Here is a 17094-nt window from a genome sequence, read left to right as displayed (position 1 = left end):
CGGCTGCATCAGACTACGAACTTGAATCGCCGGGCCTTGCTGCGTGGGCAGTCGGGCGTCATCAGCTAACTCCATTCAATGGCGAGTATAGACAGCGGCTGAAAAATGCAATGTGCGGACGTAAATCGAATGAAACAGCTGGCACTTGCGTTCCAGGGCACGAATGGAGAAGGATGCAGACGAGTGGTGGCAAACCGATATAACGCCGGTGCATCAAGGATGAAATAATTATGACAAATGCGTCTTAGCATTTTTCGTAAGCCAGCTAAGTTATGTCTTCCCTATTTCATTGCCTTGTTTCCTGGAGTTTTCATGAACACCGCCGCATTGCGCGAGCAGATCCACATAGCCCGACAACACGAGATCGAAACCGGAAAGCTGACCCGTCAGCTCGAAAGCCAACTGCAACACCTGCACCCGGCCATTCAGTTGCCGGAAACCGACGCCAACGGCGTGCTGACGCGTTTTGTCGCCGCCTACATCGATGAAGTGCCAGATCTGCTGGATGCAGCCAATGAAGTCGCCAGGGAAGCGGGAATCGAATCGCAGATCAAACCGGTGCTGAAAATCGCCGAACAGTACTTTCTCCAGCCGCCGGTCGGCCTGGACAGTCTGCTGGACGAAGCCTATCTGGCGCACCGTTTTGTCGAAGAGGTCAACGACCTGTACATCAAGCATTTCGGCCAGCCACTGATCCCCCTGGACATGACGGTCGCCAATCTGATTGCTCACCAGTTGCTCGGTGAGGAATTTGCCAACCAACTCGATGAAGTGGTGCATCACGCGGTGGACAGCATGCTCGACGACGACAGCTTTGCGCTGGAGTCGGTGGAAGCCTACCGCGAGAAACTCAGCAGCCCGGACACCGGTGCGGCGTGGAAACGCTGGCCGTGCATGAGTCGCCGTCTGGGCGTGGGCCTGGAGCTGGATCAGCCGGCCGCATAACCCGGAGTTGCATGCAATTCAAATGTGGGAGCGGGCTTGCTCGCGAAAGCGGTGTGTCAGTCAAAATTAATGTCGACTGATCCACCGATTTCGCGAGCAAGCCCGCTCCCACAGGGGGTATTTCCAAGTCAGGTTTTTAGCCAGCAGCACCTATTCCGGTCGTGGTGCGGATCCGCCCCTCAAGCCGTCGCTTCAACCCGCGCGACTCGATCAACAGTTTCGCCCCCTTCGCCGCATTCGCCCGGCCCCACTCTTCAAGCAGTTCCAGACACGAATGGTCGATGTAGCTCAGGTTGTTGAGTGGCACATGCACCGTCGTGCCCGGCGGAATGCTGCCCAGTACCTGAGTCAGCGCCGGCACTTTGAGGAACGTCGCGGCGCCCACCAGACGCAACTCCATTTCCCCTTCCTGCGGCAGATCGATCAGGCTGATTTTCAGGCGCGAGGCCTTGAACGCCAGTTTCAACAAAGTCAGGCCGAAACCGATCAATACGCCCGTCAACAGGTCGGTGAAGATGATCGCCAGCGCCGTGGCGGCGTAGGTGAACATCGGCATCCGGCCATAACGCCCCAGACCACGGAACGCCTTGAGATCCACCAGTTTGAAACCGGTGTAGACCAGAACGCCCGCCAGACTCGCCACCGGAATGCTCTGCAGCAGGCTCGACAGCAACAACACGAACGCCAGCAGCCAAAGGCCATGGAAAATCGTCGAATAGCGTGTGGTGGCGCCGGCCTGGACGTTGGCCGAACTGCGTACGATCACCCCGGTCATCGGCAGCGCGCCGACCAGACCGCAGAGCATGTTGCCGACGCCTTGCGCCGACAGCTCACGGTCGAAATCCGAACGCGGGCCGCTGTGCATGCGATCCACCGCGGCGGCGGACAGCAGGGTTTCGGCGCTGGCGATGAAGGCCACTGCGAACGCGGCAATCAGCAGCGTCGGGTCGGCCAGGCTCAGCAGATCCGCCGGTTTCAACCAGTCGATGGCTTCGGCCAGATTCGCCGGCACTTCAACCCGCTTCACTTGCAGCGCCAGCAAAAGGCTGGCACCTGTCGCCAGCCCGACACCGAGCAGCGCGCCCGGAATGAAACGCAGCGAATGGGGGCGGAATTTCTCCCACAGCCACATCACCGCGATGGTCGACAGCCCGAGCAGCCCGGCCTGCCAGCCAACGGACGGCAGGGCCTGCGCCACCGCGCCGGGGAATGCCGTGAGGTTGTCGAGACCTGAAGGTTTCGGTGACGCATCGAGCATCACATGCACCTGTGAGAGCACGATCAACACACCAATACCGGCAAGCATGCCGTACACCACCGCTGGCGCCGTGACCCGGAACCAGCAGCCGAGCTTCAGACGTCCCGCTACCAGTTGCAGGAAACCGGCGAGCAGCAGGATCGGCCCGAGCATCTCGATACCGTGCTGACGCACCAGTTCGAATACCAGCACCGCCAGACCCGCTGCCGGCCCGCTGACCTGTAACGGCGAACCCGCCAGCCAGCCCACCACCAGACCGCCGATGATCCCGGTGATCAGACCTTTGGCCGGTGGCAGCCCCGAAGCAATGGCAATGCCCATGCACAGCGGCAGGGCGACCAGAAACACAACCACCGAAGCGAGCAGCTCCCGTGGCAACACAGCTTTCAATTGAGCCGCACGCATGATGACTCTCCCGAAGTTTTCTTCAGGCGTGGCGAAGCCGAGTCGCTTGAACTGCGACCGGCGTCAGACCACACGGATGTTTAGGAGGATTCAGAAGCGCGCTTTGGGCGTCGCCACCGGAATCGGATGGCTGCCGTCCAGCGGCAGGAAGCGTCCCTGATCCGCGTCGTAAGCTTTGATTTCGCTGGTTTCGATGTTGTAGACCCAGCCATGGATGAACAGATGACCGTTCGCCATGCGCGAGGCTACCGAAGGATGGGTACGCAAGTGCTGCAGTTGGGCGATGACGTTCTCCTCGGTGAGGATCGGCATGCTTTCTTTTTCGTCGGTGCAGTTGCAGTTGTCATGCACCATGGTTTTCGCGACTTCGGCGTGGCGCAGCCAGGCTTTGACCGTCGGCATTTTTTCCAGGCTGTGCGGATTGAGTACCGCGCGCATGGCGCCGCAATCGGAGTGACCGCAAATGATGATGTGCTGCACGCCAAGGGCCAGTACCGCGTATTCGATGGCGGTGGATACGCCACCGTTCATCTGGCCGTAGGGCGGCACGACATTGCCGACGTTACGGGTCACGAACAGATCGCCGGGGGAGCTCTGGGTGATCAGTTCGGGCACGATGCGCGAGTCGGCGCAAGTGATGAACATCGCCCGTGGCGACTGGGCCGTGGCGAGTTTCTTGAAGAGTTCTTCCTGCTGGGGGAAGACCTCATGATGAAAATGCAAAAAGCCGTCAACGATATGTCGCAGTGCTGCATCGGCGGAATCCGCCCCGGGGACGGCTTGCGCCGACGCAGCCAACGGCTGTTTATCCTTGTCACTCATGATTCATCCTCTTTGGCGGATTCGGGGAGTCATTCCCGTGTATTCCGGTATGAAGCCAGTGGCTGTTTAAAACATCCGGGCCGTCCTGACCCGTCAGTCACTCGATGAACAAGGTAACCGCCGAAACTTAACTCAAACTGAATCAAGCGCTCTAGAACGTGTGTTCCAGGTCACAAAAAAGATGACTGGCGTGAACCTGGCCAGTATTTCCTTCCACTCAACCGCAGGCCAATTGTTCCTAAATCAGCGCCATCTGACGACCCGGCGGACAGAAGGCCGTGCAATCGAGATTGAAACCTTCGCGGTGATTGAGCCCCAGACGTTTGAGGGCCTTGGCGAAGCGCTGGGCGAGCAGGTCGGCGAATGGCCCTTCACCGCGCATGCGTGCGCCAAAACGGCTGTCGTACAGTTCGCCGCCACGGCTCTGGCGGATCAGGCTCAACACATGGGCGGCCCGCTGCGGGTAGTGTGCCTCAAGCCATTCCTCGAACAGCGGCGCCACTTCCAGCGGCAGGCGCAGCATCATGTAGGCGGCGCTCTGGGCACCGGCAGCGTGGGCTTCGGTCAGCAGGTTCTCGATTTCGCTGTCGTTGATCATCGGAATCATCGGCGAGCACAGCACGCCGACCGGAATCCCCGCCTCGCGCATCACCCGGATCGCCCGCAACCGGGCCTTGGGCGCGGCGGCGCGGGGTTCGAGGATGCGTTTGAGTTCATCGTCCAGGGTGGTGAGGCTGATCATCACCGCCACCAGCCGTTGCTGCGCCAGCTCGGTGAGCAGATCGAGGTCGCGCAGGATCAGCGAGCCCTTGGTGACGATGGTCACCGGGTGTCGATAGCGCAGCAGCACTTCGAGGGTCTGGCGGGTGATTTTGTGTTCGCGTTCGATCGGTTGATACGGGTCGGTGTTGGAACCCAGATTGATCGGTGCGCACTGATAGCCTTTCTTGCCAAGCTGTTCCTCCAGCACTTGGGCGGCATTGGTCTTGGCGATCAGCTTCGTTTCGAAATCCAGCCCCGGCGACATGTCCCAATAGGCGTGGCTCGGCCGTGCGTAGCAATAGATGCAGCCATGCTCGCAACCGCGATAGGGATTGATCGAACGGTCGAAGGGCAAGTCCGGCGAGGTGTTGCGGGTGATGATGGTCTTTGCCGTCTCGAAGCTGACTTCGGTGCCCTGGGTCAGTGGCACTTCCTGATACCAGCCATCGTCCTCGGCCACCGAACGACTCGGTGCGAAGCGGTTGTGCGGGTTGGTGGCGGTGCCGCGACCGCGCGGGGGAAGAGGGGTAGACATGGCAGCGCCTCGATACTGTTTGTATGTACAGTATCGAGGCGCTGTCGATCTGACTAGTGCCGTTGGGCGAACAGTCAGTTGTGCTGTGTCACCTGGCCGAGGTCATCGTTCGAGGTTTGCTTCATATCGTCCTTGCGCAATTCGGCGACGTCAGCGGCCTTGACTGGCGCGCCCTTGTTGCCCCAACTGCCACGAATAAAGCTCACCACATCCGCCACTTCCTGATCCGACAGACGCCAGGCGAAGCCAGGCATGGTGAAGGTCGACGGCGCGGTGTGCGTCGCAGGCAATGTGCCGCCCTTGAGCACGATGTGAATCAGCGAGGTCGGGTCATCCGATTGCAACACCGGGTTGCCCGCCAGCGCCGGGAACACCCGGGTGTAGCCATTGCCGTCGGTACGGTGGCACGCCGCGCAGTTGTCGATGTACACCGACGCGCCGCGCTGACTGTCATCACCGTTCCACAAGGCTTTGGCAGCTTTCTCATCGTATTGATGCGGCTGGTCGGCAGGATCGTTGGCCGGCAGCGATTTCAGGTAACGGGCGATTGCGGTCAGGTCGGCGTCGGTCATGTACTGCATGCTGTGGGTGACCACGTCGCTCATGCCGCCGAATACCGCGCTGCGGTCGCTACGGCCGGTCTTGAGGAACTGCACCAGTTGCTCTTCGCTCCAGCTGCCGAGGCCGTCCTTGTGGTCGCCACGCAGGCTCTTGGCGATCCAGCCTTCCAGCGGCGCACTGCCTGACAGAAAGCTGCTGCCTTCGGCCGCGCTCAGGGATTTTTCCTGCATGGTCAGGGCCCGGGGCGTATGGCAGGCGCCGCAATGTCCGAGGCCTTCCACCAGATAAGCCCCACGGCTGACGACGGCATCGTCCGACGCGGGTTTGTAGTCCTCGACCTTCGGCGCGAACAGCCAGCGCCAGCCCATCAGCGGCCAGCGCATGCTCAACGGCCACGGGATGTCGCTGGCCTTGTTTTCCTGTGCCACCGGTTTCACGCCGTGCATGAAGTAGGCGTAGAGCGCCTGCATGTCGGTTTCGCTGACACGGGCGTAGGACGGGTACGGCATCGCCGGGTACAAGGTGCTGCCGTTTTTGGCCACGCCATGACGCACGGCCTGGTCGAAGTCCTCGAAGCTATAGTCACCGACGCCGGTTTTATCCGGAGTAATGTTGGTCGAGTAGATCGTGCCGATCGGGGTTTCCATCGGCAGGCCGCCGGCGAACGGCTTGCCGTCCTTGGCCGTGTGGCAAGCCACGCAGTCACCGGCACGGGCGAGGTATTCGCCTTGTGTGATCAAGGATTGATCAATTTCGGCGCCGTGGGCGGCAGTGCTGCCGAGCAGCGCCAGGGTCGCGATAACGAGAGTCTTCATGGTCATCGCTCCTTAAGCCTGAACCAGCGGGCCGGGGTTTTTCAGGTATTGCTCGCGGATCGCTTTCGCCGACCAGTAGGTCAGTGCGGCGACCAGCCCGGTCGGGTTGTAACCCAGGCCCTGTGGGAATGCCGAGGCACCCGGGACGAACACGTTGTGCACATCCCAGCTCTGCAGGTAGCGGTTCAGCGCGCTGGTCTTCGGATCGGTACCCATGATCGCGCCACCGTTGAGGTGGGTGGTCTGGTAGGACGCGGTGTTGAAGTGTTCGCCGACTTTCTTGCCAAGCACGGCAATGGCTTTCGGGCCCATGGCTTGCGCGACCTTGCCCATTTTCTCGACCATGAAGCGGTTCATCTTGATGTCGTTTTCCTGCCAGTCGAAGGTCATCCGCAGCAGCGGCAGGCCGTAGGCGTCGCGGTACACCGGGTCCAGATCGAGGTAGTTGCCCCGGTAGGACTGATGCGCACCGTGAGCGTCCATCGACACCTGGTGGGTGTAGTAATCGGCGGTGGCGCGTTTCCAGTCGCTGCCCCAGGCCGGCGTGCCCGGCGGGTTGGAGGTGCCGGCAATCGGACGGCTGCCAGCCTGGTTGACCCACATCGGCGAGCCACCGACGAACCCGTGGGGGCCGTGGTCGAAGTTGTCGGCGTTGAAATCGTCCAGCGCCACGCCGTTGCCACCGGCGCCGATGAAGTTGTTGGTGTGGGTGTCCTTGTCGAAGAACGCCTTGATGGTCGCCATGTTCTGGTAGGCGAAGTTACGCCCGACCACACCTTCGCCGCTGACCGGGTCGTACGGCTTGCCGATGCCGGAGAGCAGCATCAGGCGCACGTTGTGTAACTGGAATGCGCCGAGGATCACCAGATCCGCCGGTTGCTCGATCTCGCGACCCTGGCCGTCGATGTAGGTGACGCCGGTGGCTTTGGTTTTCGTGCTGTCGAGGTTGACCCGCAACACGTGGGCGTTGGGCCGCAGTTCGAAATTCGGCAGCGGTTTCAGCGCTGGCAGAATGTTCACGTTCGGCGAGGCCTTGGAATACATGTAGCAAACGTAACCGCTGCAAAAACCGCAGAAGTTGCACGGGCCCATCTGTGCGCCGTAAGGGTTGGTGTACGGCCCCGAAGTATTCGCGGAAGGCAGGTTGTAGGGTTTGTAACCGACTTCTGTGGCCGCTTTGCCGAACAGCTGTGCTGAAACCGTGTTCTTCTGCGCTTCCAGCGGGAACGGGTTCGAGCGATCCGGGGCGTACGGGTTGCCGCCCTTGCCCTGACCGACCAGTTGGCCTTTCACGGTCCAGGCCTGGCCGGAGGTGCCGAAGACTTTTTCGGCGAAATCGAAGAACGGTTCCAGCTCTTCATAACTGACGCCGAAGTCCTGAATAGTCATGTCCTTGGGGATAAAGCTTTTGCCGTAGCGCTCTTCGTAGTGGCTGCGCATGCGCAACTCGATCGGGTCGACACGAAAGTGCACGCCCGACCAGTGCAGGCCGGCACCGCCCACGCCATTGCCCGGCAGGAACGCGCCCAACTGGCGATTCGGCAGAGCGATGTCGTTGACGCTGTGGCGGATGGTGACGGTTTCCTTGGAGATGTCCTGGAAGAGTTTTTTCCGCACGCTGTAGGTGAGTTCGTCGATCACCTGGGGATAGTTGCCGTCAGGGTAGGTGTCCTGCATCGGCCCGCGCTCCAGCGCCAGCACGTTGAGGCCTGCCTCGGTCAGCTCTTTGGCCATGATCGCGCCCGTCCAGCCGAAACCGACGATCACTGCGTCGACCTTCTTCATTACCGTTGCCATGCTCACGCCCTCTCGCCGCGAATCGAAACTGCCGGGAAGGGGTATTGCTCGTTGCGTTCCACCCAATCCATGAAATCGGCGCGGGCGCCGGGAAAGCCGATCATGGTCCAGCCGACCATGCCTTTATTGCCGCCGTGGATCGGATCGCAGAAGAACCCTTCCTTGGTGTTTTGCAGCAGCAGATTGAAGAAAATCTTCGCCGGAACGCTGTCGAATTGCGGTTTTCCGGCTTCAAGCTGCTTGAGCAGATCGTCTCGGGTAGCGCTGTCTTGCTCGGCAAATGTTTTACCGTTGAGGGATTTTGCCCACTGATCCGTGGCGGCGATGCCGAGGCGATAGATCTCTTTCGGCACCAGTTTGCTCTGCCAGCCCATCTCCGGCGCCGCATCGGCGTTGAACGGGCCCTGCATGTACCAAAGGGCACCGGCGGCGTACGGCGTGTTCATCTGACGGTCGATGTATTCCGGCACGCCAGCCTCGAGAGCGCCAGGGCCCTGGGCATCGCTGGGGATCAATTGCGCGACGGCGGCATTGATGAACGCCCACTCTTCGGCGGTGAAGTAACTCGGCTGATAGACGCCCGCGTCAGTGACGCCCGGTTTTGCCGGCGCCGCAGCCGGTGCGCTTTGCGGGGCGGCTTGCAGCACGCTGCTGCCCAGGCCGGTGCCGGCGAGGGTGACCACCGGGATCAGGGTCAGGGATTTGCGCAAAAACTCACGCCGCGGGTTGTCTCGATCTTGATCAGACATGGGGATGCACCTCATCAGGCATTGATGGTTATCAGCCGTTTCTGAGGACGGCTTTGAAGTGGTTGGTTGCGACGTGGCTGGAAATGACCCGGAAAAGGGGGACGCGCCTGCAACATGATGTGACAAATGGTAGCAGGCTAACCAATCGGATGAATCGATTCGGCCGAAAAAAGCCCGAATTTTCGACGAAGGAAGTGCCTGGCTTCACGTTTCTTTGACAATCGCCTCACAGGGATTTGACTGGACAACCCGCAAGCTGCGGCCCTACTGACGAATCCCACACGGTTACCGCACAGCATGTCCTTGAAGCGTTTTTCCTCCGCGATCTGTTTCTCGCTGTTTGCCCTGCTCGGCTCGATCCCGGCCCATGCCGCAGATGCGCCGGTTTCCCGCCCTCCGGAATGGGCGCAACCGGTCGAAGTGAAATACAACTTCTTCCAGATGTCGCCCACGCTCTATCGCAGTGCGCTGCCTGACGCCGGTGCCGTGCCGTTGCTGCAAAAACTGAAAGTGGCCACGGTCATCAATTTCCTGCCGGAGGCGGACTCGAGCTGGCTGAATGCCCCTGGCATCAATCAGGTGCAACTGCCGTATCGCACCAATCACGTCGATGACAGCGATGTCCTCAAGGCCTTGCGCGCCATTCAGACCGCCGAAGCCAACGGTCCGGTGTTGATGCATTGCAAGCACGGCTCCGACCGTACCGGCCTGATGGCGGCGATGTACCGCATCGTGGTGCAGGGCTGGAGCAAGGAAGACGCCCTGAACGAAATGACCCAGGGCGGTTTCGGTGAAAGCGGTCACTTCAAGGACGGGGTGCGCTACGTGATGCAGGCTGATGTCGACAAGCTGCGCACCGCGCTGGCCAATGGCGATTGCAGCACCAGTGCGTTCGCTACCTGCTCGATGAAGAGCTGGTTCCAGACCGTCAATCTGAAATAACCCGCCGGGTGATGGGGCGGCCGGGGCAAAGCTCTTCAGCGACCGGCCGGCCAATGAACGCCTCCACCGCTTCCAGCAACGGGCGCCCGGCCCCGGGCGCAAAGAACGTTTCCCGGAACGCCCGGCCGGTCTGCGCCCTGAACACCCAGTCAAGACTGAAGCGTTTGAACGCTTCCTGAGCCAGCACCCCTGACCAGACATAGGCGTAAACCGAAGCGTCGTACTGGGTCACCATGTAATCGAAACCATTGGCGAACCGGTGACTGTCGGGCAGTTGCAGATGACCCATCGTGCGCTGCACGTCGGCGCAAACCTCTTCGACAGAGCGACCGTCGCCGAGAGTGGCGTGCAGCTCGAAGTCGATGATCGCTCCCATCAGTAGCAAAGCCTGTTGCCGACTGGAGTGGGCCTGACTGGCCGAGAGTGCCGCGTCGACCCGTGCAGCGCTCAAGCGCTCGCCAGTCTGGAAATGCGCACCGAGCCACAGCACGAACTCCCGCGACTGGCACCACTGTTCGAACAGCTGTCCGGAAAACTCCGCCGCCTCATGGCCCAGTTGCAAAATGCCGGACAGCGTGTGATGGGGCGAGCGCGTCAATACGTGTTGAAGGCAGTGGCCGAACTCATGAAAAAGTACTCGTAGCTCATTGAGCTCCAGTCGGCATGGATGGCCGTCGGTGGCCGGTGTGAAATTGCTGTAGAGCACGGCAATGGGGAGCGCCGGCCGGCCTTCGACGTTGATCCGACGGTTGCGTAGCGTGAAGGTGCCAGCGTAATCCGCAGCGTTATCGCGATGAAACGGGTCGAGGTAGATGTAGCCGATGACCTGTTCATGCTCGCGGATTTCCAGCAGTCGCACATCGTCATGCCAGTGGTTTGCGCCGATCTGTTCGACGATACGGATCCCGAACATGCGCTCGCAGAACAGGCAGAGTCGGAGCAGGGTGCCATCGAACGCGAAATAATCACGTAGGTTATCCAGTGCTCCGGGAAACTGTTGCTGACGCCATTGCTCGGCGAGGAAGTCTTCGTCCCATGGCTGGATACGGTCGATTCCGCATTGGCGGGCGAAGGCGGCCAGTTGTTTTGCGTCCTGCTCCAGGATGGGGATCAATTGCGCAACCTGGCACTGGAGAAAATCCCTGACCCAGGTCGTCGTTCCGGCCATGCTTTTTGCCAGACTCAGTTGCGCGGCGTTTTCGTGGCCAAGCAAGCGAGCTTTCTGTTGGCGCAAGGCAAGCAGCTTTGTCAGCACCGGACCGTTGTCGAAGCGTCCGGCCAGTGGTCCCTGATCGGAGGCGCGGGTCGCGTAGGCAACACAGCATTCCTCGCGCAGGGCACGATTCTCGGCGTATTTGAGGATGTGCTGACAGGTGTTCTGGTCCAGGCGAATCAGCCAGCCGCCATGGCCGGCCTGGCGGGCGTTGAGTGCCAGGCGTTCCTTCATCGCCGGAGACAGGCCTGCAAGCAACGTCGGGTCGTCGACACGTTTGCTCCAGGTCTCGGTCCAGCGTTCGAGGTGGGTCAGAAAACTGAATTCCAGACCGCCGATCTCAAGCTTCAACCGGGCCAGTTCCTGCTGCTGCGCAGTGGGAAGCTCGATGCCGGACTGTCTGAATTTGCGCAGTACCCGCGCCAGCACGGTCTTGCGTGACTCATCGAAACCGGCCGCCACCGAGCTCTGCGCCAAACGCTGGTAAGCCTCGAACAACGGGCGATTTCGGGCTTTTTCAGAGCGATAGTGGTTGATCGCGAGATGAGCCTTGGCGCTTTCCACGAGCCAGTCGGCATCGTCGGATCTGACCGTGGACAGTGTTTCGAGAATCGACCGGAATTCACCGATGCGGGCATCGGCTTCGTCGATGCTCAGTACCAGATCGTCCCAACCGGGATTTTCCAACTGAGTGTCGAGCACTTGCGTAATGATTCGTCGCTGGTCGTCGATGAGGGTGTTGATCGCCGGCAGCAGATGTTCAGCGCGAATCGCCGGCCAGGGCGGCAGGATCCAGTGTTGCAGGAGGGGGTTGGAGTCGGGCATGGCAACTTCCTTCGAGGCATGGCGGAAACGGCCAGCCTACGAAGCAAGTGCAGGGGACAGGTGTTAAGCCAATACCACCTTCCACCGCAGCTCGGTGGAAGGTGGTGCCGGATCAGTGTTGCTCGTCAGGTTTTTTCTTCAGCTTCGGGTTCGGGAAGAACTGCACCGCCTGAACCGTCTTGTCCGGTGCAGGCTTGAGCGCGCTGGTGTTGACCCGCGTGCCCAGTTCTTTCGGCACCGACAGCCCTTGGGCATTCAGCGTATCGCTGTAGCCGCACGCCACGCATTCGCGGTGCGGGACATCGTCCTCGCTCCACATCATCAGTTTGTCCGGCTCGCTGCACGCCGGGCAGACCGCCCCGGCGATAAAGCGTTTTTTGGTCTTCACGGGTGCCTCACTCATGCTGCCGCGTCCTCACTCAGGCCGCTGTGGCGCAAGAGTGCGTCAATCGACGGCTCACGGCCACGGAAGTCGACGAACAGCACCATCGGCTCCTGCGAGCCGCCACGGGCGAGGATCGCTTCGCGGAAGGCGCGACCGGTGTCAGCATTGAGCACACCGTCTTCTTCGAATTTGGAGAAGGCATCTGCCGACAGCACTTCCGCCCACTTGTAGCTGTAGTAACCCGCCGCGTAACCGCCGGCGAAGATGTGCGCAAAGCTGTTCGGGAAGCGGTTGTAGGCCGGAGGACGCATCACCGACACCTCGTCACGCACGCCTTCAAGCACCTGCGCGACGCTGCGGCCGTCGCCGTGGGTGGCGTGCAGTTCGAAGTCGAACAGCGAGAATTCCAGCTGACGCACCATCATCAGGCCGGACTGGAAGTTCTTCGCGGCGAGCATTTTTTCCAGCAGGTCTTGCGGCAGTGGCTCGCCGGTTTCGTAATGACCGGAAATCAGCGCCAGGCCTTCCGGCTCCCAGCACCAGTTTTCCATGAACTGGCTTGGCAGCTCGACTGCGTCCCACGCCACGCCGTTGATGCCCGATACGCCGGCATGCTCGACGCGGGTCAGCAGGTGGTGCAGGCCGTGGCCGAACTCGTGGAACAGGGTGGTCACTTCATCGTGGGTCAGCAGCGCAGGCTTGCCGCTGTCGGCCGGGGTGAAGTTGCACACAAGGTTGGCTACCGGACTTTGCAGCACGCCGTCGACGGTGCGGCGACGGTCGCGGGCGCCGTCCATCCAGGCACCGCCACGCTTGTTGGCGCGGGCGTAGAGGTCGAAGAAGAAGCGGCCGACGTGCTGACCGTTTTCCTTGATCTCGAACAGGCGCACGTCCGGGTGCCAGGTGTCGAAGCCTTTCAGTTCAGCGATTTCGATGCCGTACAGACGCTGAACGATAGCGAACAGCCCGCCCAGCACTTTGTCGATCGGGAAGTAAGCGCGCAGGTTTTCCTGGGCGACGCTGTAGCGTTGTTCACGGAGTTTTTCACCGTAGAAACCGCTGTCCCAGCTTTGCAGATCGGCGCAGCCCTGCTCGGCGGCGTAAGCCTTGAGCTGTTGCAGATCCTGGGCGGCAAATGGTTTGCTGCGCTTGGCCAGGTCACGCAGGAAGCTCAGCACCTGATCGCTGGACTCAGCCATTTTGGTCGCCAGGCTCAGTTCGGAGAAGCTGGAGAAACCGAGCAGTTTGGCCAGCTCCTGACGCAGGTCGAGGATTTCGTCCATCACCGGGCCGTTGTCGTTCTGGCCGGCGTTCGGACCTTGATCCGACGCACGGGTGCAGTAGGCGGCGTAAACTTCTTCGCGCAGCGCACGGTCCTGGGCGTAGGTCATCACCGCGTAGTAGCTCGGGAACTCCAGGGTGATCAGCCAGCCGTCGAGGCCTTTGGCCTGTGCGGCAGCAGCCATTTGCGCCTTGGCCGAATCAGTCAGGCCGGCGAGGGCGGCTTCGTCGGTCAGGTGCTTGGTCCAGGCCTGGGTGGCGTCGAGCAACTGGTTGGAGAAGCGGCTGCCCAGCTCGGACAGCTTGCTCTGCACTTCGGCGTAGCGTTTCTGTTCGGCTTCCGGCAGGTCGATGCCCGAGAGGCGGAAATCGCGCAACGCGTGTTCCAGAATGGTTTTCTGCGCCACGTCGAAACCGGCGGCTTCCGGGCTGTTGGCCAGGGCTTCATAGGCCTGGAACAGCTCGCGGTTCTGGCCCATCTCGGTGGAGTAGGCGCTCAATGCCGGCAGGCACGACTCGTAGGCTTCACGCAGTTCGGCGCTGTTGCACACGGCATTGAGGTGGCTGACCGGACTCCAGGCAGCGCCCAGGCGATCATTGAGTTCGTCCATCGCCAGCACCAGCCCGGCCCACGTCGGGTTCTGGCCCTGGGTCTTGAGGATGTCGGCGATGGCGGCGCGGTTGTCGGCCAGGATGGTTTCGATGGCCGGCTGCACGTGTTCGGCACGGATCGCGGAGAACGGCGGCAGGTCGTAGGACTGCAGAAGAGGGTTGTTCACGCTCACGGTTGGCACCTTGGCTGGAAGAAACATGCGCCCATCTTAATTACAATCGACCCCCACCGCAGCTATCGGCGACAGAGAGAGAACTAATCGTGTCCCTTCGCAAGTACCAGAATCACACCCCACGCTTGGGCCAAGGCGCTTTTGTCGACGGCTCGGCGGTGGTGATCGGCGACGTCGAAATCGGTGAAGACAGCTCCGTATGGCCGCTGACCGTGATCCGTGGCGATATGCACCGCATCCGCATCGGTGCCCGCACCAGCGTGCAGGATGGCTGCGTGTTGCACATCACCCACGCCGGCCCGTTCAACCCGGACGGCTTCCCGCTGTTGATCGGCGATGACGTGACCATCGCCCACAAGGTCATGCTTCATGGCTGCACCGTCGGCAGTCGCGTGCTGATCGGCATGGGCAGCATCGTCATGGACGGCGCGGTGGTCGAGGACGACGTGATCATCGGTGCCGGCAGCCTGGTGCCACCGGGCAAGCGCCTGGAAAGCGGTTTCCTGTACGTGGGCAGCCCGGTGAAACAGGTTCGCCCGCTGACCGACAAGGAAAACGCCTTTTTCACCTACAGCGCGGCGAACTACGTGAAGCTCAAGGACTTGCATCTGGCCGAAGGCTACGACCAGCTCTGACTTTTCTCTCTATTGCCCGGGATTTTTCATGCATTACCAGACCGTACTGTTCGACCTCGACGGCACCCTCACCGATCCGCGTGAGGGCATCACCCGTTCCATCCAGTTCGCGCTGGCCAAACTCGGCATCGATGAGCCGGACCTGACCAGACTGGAACACTTCATCGGCCCGCCGCTGTTGCAGGCGTTCATGCAGTTCTATGGTTTTGATGAAGCGAAGGCGTGGGAGGCGGTTAATTTCTATCGCGAGCGCTTCAAGGTCACCGGCCTGTACGAGAATCGGGTGTTCGAAGGCGTCACGCCGTTGCTGGAAACCTTGAGCGGCCAGGGGCGGCAGTTGTACATCGCGACTTCGAAACCTTGGGTATTTGCTCGGGAAATCGCCCGGCACTTCGATTTCGCCCGACATTTCAAGGTGATCTACGGCAGCGAATTGGACGGTACCCGCACCAACAAGGTCGAACTGATTGCTCACTTGATCGCCGAGGAAGGGCTGGATCCGGCCAATACGCTGATGATCGGTGATCGCAAACACGATTTGATCGGCGCACGCAGCAATGGTCTGGACGCGGCGGCCGTGGGTTACGGTTTTGGCAGTTTTGAAGAGTTGAATGCAGAGGCGCCGGCTTATCACTTCGAGACTTTGGATCAGTTGCATCAGGCATTTTTGCAGCGCTGATGAATCAGCCATCGCGAGCAGGCTCGCTCCCACAGTGACCGCGTTTCAGTACCGGAACTCGGTTTCCTGTGGGAGCGAGCCTGCTCGCGATGGGGCCAAAAAGCCGCAGTAGGTTTATGAGCCTGCCAGCACTTTCAGAGCCGACTTACGCTCAACGACTGGCAAGCCACCCAACTTCTCGACTTCTGTGTAAAACCTGACCCAATCCCCATCGACCTGTCTGAACAACGCCGCAAACGCCGGCACCCACTGGTCATACAGCCCGAACGGCAACAGCCGCGCATTGTTCAGCGGTGCTTTGACCCAGGCGTCATAGCGTTTGTCCCCGGCCCACTGGCTGTCGCGCATCACCCGATAGTCCCGGCGAAACCGTTCGAACTCGGCAGTCTTGCGTTCGCGCATCTGCTCGACGGAAATCGGTTGGGCGTACAGCTTCTCCAGTCGGACACGGGTATCGAGGATCAGTTGAATGAACTGGTCACGACGTTTGAGTTGAGCGTCATTTTCTGGCGGCAAGCCACGAAACGCCCGCCACTGCCGGGTGCCTTCCTGCTCGACAAACGTGGCGTAGGACTCGTTGAACTCGGTGTCGTCCTTCACATAGAAACGTTGATGGCCCAGCTCATGGAAGATCAGCGTGGCCAACCGTTCATCGCCCCAGCCCATCATCGAATTGAGGATCGGGTCATTGAACCAGCCCAGGGTCGAATAGGCTTCGACACCGCCAATCGACACGTCCATGCCTTGCAGGCGCTGAATCGCTGCCTCGCCCCGCGCCGCGCTCTGGCTGTAGTAGCCGCGATAGGCCACGCAGCCGGCAATCGGGAAGCAGTGGTTCTGCGGGCTCAGGGAAAACTCCGGGGTGGCGAAGACATTCCACACCACATACGGCCGGTGGATGTCGGCGTACAGGCGATAGCTCTGGTTGTCGGGCAGGTGCAGGTGTTGGCTGGCGAAATCCCGGGCCTTCTGCGACTGGGTCAGGTGGGCGCGCAGTGTGGCGTCCCGGCTCGGGTCGGCGATCACCTTGGCCACCGGCTCTCGCGCCCGCAGCAATTGCAGTTGACCGCTGGCCAGCTGGCTGTAATAGCCAACGCTGGAACAACCGTTGAGCAACAAAAACAACACACCCGGAAACAAAACCCGCAAAACGCGATCAAGTAACCCAAGGCTTGGAAACGGCCTGACCACAATAAGAACATCCCTGGAAAGTCTGATCGCAAGACTATCCCGCCCATTGGAGCTTCGCCATGCGCATCTTGATACTGACGGGAGGCCTGCTGACGCTGGCCGGTTGTGCCGGATTCGGAATGCCCACCCCTGACCCCTCGCAAGCCTGGATCGATCTGGACGCCCGGCAACAGGACACGGCGCTGCAAGCGCTGGAAGTCGACAGGAAGGCCGCCGTCGACAAACGTTACTTTGAAGTTCAGCCCGGCAGTCATGAACTGAAGGTGCGCTACCAGTTTCCAGTGGAGGCGACCAACATCGGCCCGGATGCCGAGCCGCTGTGGCGCGATTGTCAGTTGAGCCTGAAATTCACGGACTTCAACGCCGGCCAGCGCTATCAGCTCCAGGCTGGCTACATCGGTTTCCGGCCGTGGGCCAAGCTCTATGACCAACAGAAAAATGTAGTCGGCCAAGGCAAACCGGCAGGCTGCCAGCGCACCTGATCGGCGTTATGCTGGATGTCCGAGTTC

General features: G+C 60.8%; 15 protein-coding genes. 5 read left to right on the top strand and 10 right to left on the bottom strand.

Annotated elements, in window-relative coordinates; translation table 11 throughout:
* Nucleotides 1-312 precede the first annotated feature (312 nt).
* Entirely contained in the window at nt 313-945 is a 633-nt protein-coding gene (locus J5M72_RS24195; protein ID WP_085733841.1) for a hypothetical protein, read from the top strand.
* A 136-nt stretch (nt 946-1081) separates the two neighbouring features.
* On the opposite strand, the gene J5M72_RS24190 is transcribed toward J5M72_RS24195, so the two are convergent.
* The 6 genes from J5M72_RS24190 to J5M72_RS24165 form a co-directional block, all read right to left on the bottom strand.
* The gene (locus J5M72_RS24190) at nt 1082-2608 is read right to left on the bottom strand and encodes a SulP family inorganic anion transporter (RefSeq protein WP_085653895.1); all 1527 of its coding nucleotides are present in this window, start codon (nt 2606-2608) and stop codon (nt 1082-1084) included.
* A gap of 90 nt (nt 2609-2698) precedes the next feature.
* A complete protein-coding gene (locus J5M72_RS24185; protein WP_169428271.1) occupies nt 2699-3430 on the bottom strand; it encodes a carbonic anhydrase in 732 nt (243 codons plus the stop codon).
* A gap of 238 nt (nt 3431-3668) precedes the next feature.
* Entirely contained in the window at nt 3669-4727 is a 1059-nt protein-coding gene (locus tag J5M72_RS24180) for a PA0069 family radical SAM protein (RefSeq protein WP_169428272.1), read from the bottom strand.
* 74 nt (nt 4728-4801) lie between these two features.
* Complete coding sequence (locus tag J5M72_RS24175) at nt 4802-6103, bottom strand: cytochrome c (protein ID WP_207867320.1); 1302 nt, start codon at nt 6101-6103, stop codon at nt 4802-4804.
* 12 nt (nt 6104-6115) lie between these two features.
* Complete coding sequence (locus J5M72_RS24170) at nt 6116-7900, bottom strand: GMC family oxidoreductase (RefSeq protein WP_096822445.1); 1785 nt, start codon at nt 7898-7900, stop codon at nt 6116-6118.
* 2 nt (nt 7901-7902) lie between these two features.
* Nucleotides 7903-8649, bottom strand: a complete 747-nt coding sequence (locus J5M72_RS24165; protein WP_207867318.1) for a gluconate 2-dehydrogenase subunit 3 family protein — start codon at nt 8647-8649, stop codon at nt 7903-7905.
* Nucleotides 8650-8946: 297 nt separating this feature from the next.
* Between J5M72_RS24165 and J5M72_RS24160 the strand changes: the two genes are divergently transcribed.
* Entirely contained in the window at nt 8947-9591 is a 645-nt protein-coding gene (locus J5M72_RS24160) for a dual specificity protein phosphatase family protein (protein ID WP_169428275.1), read from the top strand.
* Here the strand turns inward: J5M72_RS24160 and J5M72_RS24155 are convergent.
* From J5M72_RS24155 to prlC, 3 genes are all read right to left on the bottom strand, one after another.
* Nucleotides 9578-11629 carry a M3 family metallopeptidase gene (locus tag J5M72_RS24155; protein WP_207867316.1) on the bottom strand — a complete coding sequence of 684 codons (2052 nt, stop codon included), beginning with the start codon at nt 11627-11629 and terminating at the stop codon, nt 9578-9580. The genes J5M72_RS24160 and J5M72_RS24155 overlap by 14 nt on opposite strands.
* A gap of 112 nt (nt 11630-11741) precedes the next feature.
* The gene (locus J5M72_RS24150; RefSeq protein ID WP_007953955.1) at nt 11742-12032 is read right to left on the bottom strand and encodes a YheV family putative zinc ribbon protein; all 291 of its coding nucleotides are present in this window, start codon (nt 12030-12032) and stop codon (nt 11742-11744) included.
* Nucleotides 12029-14107 carry an oligopeptidase A gene (gene prlC / locus J5M72_RS24145; RefSeq protein ID WP_207867314.1) on the bottom strand — a complete coding sequence of 693 codons (2079 nt, stop codon included), beginning with the start codon at nt 14105-14107 and terminating at the stop codon, nt 12029-12031. Before prlC ends, J5M72_RS24150 begins: the two co-directional genes overlap by 4 nt.
* Nucleotides 14108-14169: 62 nt before the next feature.
* Here prlC and J5M72_RS24140 point away from each other — a divergent pair, with 62 nt between their 5' ends.
* Nucleotides 14170-14715, top strand: coding sequence for a gamma carbonic anhydrase family protein (locus J5M72_RS24140; RefSeq protein ID WP_197869022.1), 546 nt, complete (start codon nt 14170-14172; stop codon nt 14713-14715).
* Between the two features lie 28 nt (nt 14716-14743).
* Nucleotides 14744-15394, top strand: a complete 651-nt coding sequence (locus J5M72_RS24135) for an HAD family hydrolase (protein ID WP_207867312.1) — start codon at nt 14744-14746, stop codon at nt 15392-15394.
* 114 nt (nt 15395-15508) lie between these two features.
* Here J5M72_RS24135 and J5M72_RS24130 read toward each other — a convergent pair whose 3' ends face one another.
* Nucleotides 15509-16585, bottom strand: a complete 1077-nt coding sequence (locus J5M72_RS24130; RefSeq protein WP_207867310.1) for an aminopeptidase — start codon at nt 16583-16585, stop codon at nt 15509-15511.
* Nucleotides 16586-16644: 59 nt separating this feature from the next.
* On the opposite strand from J5M72_RS24130, the gene J5M72_RS24125 reads away from it, so the two are divergent.
* Nucleotides 16645-17067: a hypothetical protein gene (locus J5M72_RS24125; protein ID WP_207867308.1), complete on the top strand. Its 423-nt coding sequence runs from the start codon at nt 16645-16647 to the stop codon at nt 17065-17067.
* The last annotated feature ends 27 nt before the right edge of the window (nt 17068-17094 follow it).

It is taken from the genome of Pseudomonas sp. 58(2021), from assembly GCF_017491585.1.
GTDB classification, from domain to species: domain Bacteria; phylum Pseudomonadota; class Gammaproteobacteria; order Pseudomonadales; family Pseudomonadaceae; genus Aquipseudomonas; species Aquipseudomonas fluorescens_BT.
The sequence above is the reverse complement of the archived record's forward strand: the minus strand, read 5'-3'. Positions and strand labels throughout refer to the sequence as shown.

Coding starts and splice junctions, on each gene's coding strand:
- J5M72_RS24175 (WP_207867320.1), bottom strand. CDS start 6,103: ATGAAGACTCTCGTTATCGCGACCCTGGCGCTGCTCGGCAGCACTGCC.
- prlC (WP_207867314.1), bottom strand. CDS start 14,107: ATGTTTCTTCCAGCCAAGGTGCCAACCGTGAGCGTGAACAACCCTCTT.
- J5M72_RS24185 (WP_169428271.1), bottom strand. CDS start 3,430: ATGAGTGACAAGGATAAACAGCCGTTGGCTGCGTCGGCGCAAGCCGTC.
- J5M72_RS24155 (WP_207867316.1), bottom strand. CDS start 11,629: ATGCCCGACTCCAACCCCCTCCTGCAACACTGGATCCTGCCGCCCTGG.
- J5M72_RS24190 (WP_085653895.1), bottom strand. CDS start 2,608: ATGCGTGCGGCTCAATTGAAAGCTGTGTTGCCACGGGAGCTGCTCGCT.
- J5M72_RS24135 (WP_207867312.1), top strand. CDS start 14,744: ATGCATTACCAGACCGTACTGTTCGACCTCGACGGCACCCTCACCGAT.
- J5M72_RS24150 (WP_007953955.1), bottom strand. CDS start 12,032: ATGAGTGAGGCACCCGTGAAGACCAAAAAACGCTTTATCGCCGGGGCG.
- J5M72_RS24165 (WP_207867318.1), bottom strand. CDS start 8,649: ATGTCTGATCAAGATCGAGACAACCCGCGGCGTGAGTTTTTGCGCAAA.
- J5M72_RS24195 (WP_085733841.1), top strand. CDS start 313: ATGAACACCGCCGCATTGCGCGAGCAGATCCACATAGCCCGACAACAC.
- J5M72_RS24180 (WP_169428272.1), bottom strand. CDS start 4,727: ATGTCTACCCCTCTTCCCCCGCGCGGTCGCGGCACCGCCACCAACCCG.
- J5M72_RS24160 (WP_169428275.1), top strand. CDS start 8,947: ATGTCCTTGAAGCGTTTTTCCTCCGCGATCTGTTTCTCGCTGTTTGCC.
- J5M72_RS24125 (WP_207867308.1), top strand. CDS start 16,645: ATGCGCATCTTGATACTGACGGGAGGCCTGCTGACGCTGGCCGGTTGT.
- J5M72_RS24170 (WP_096822445.1), bottom strand. CDS start 7,900: ATGGCAACGGTAATGAAGAAGGTCGACGCAGTGATCGTCGGTTTCGGC.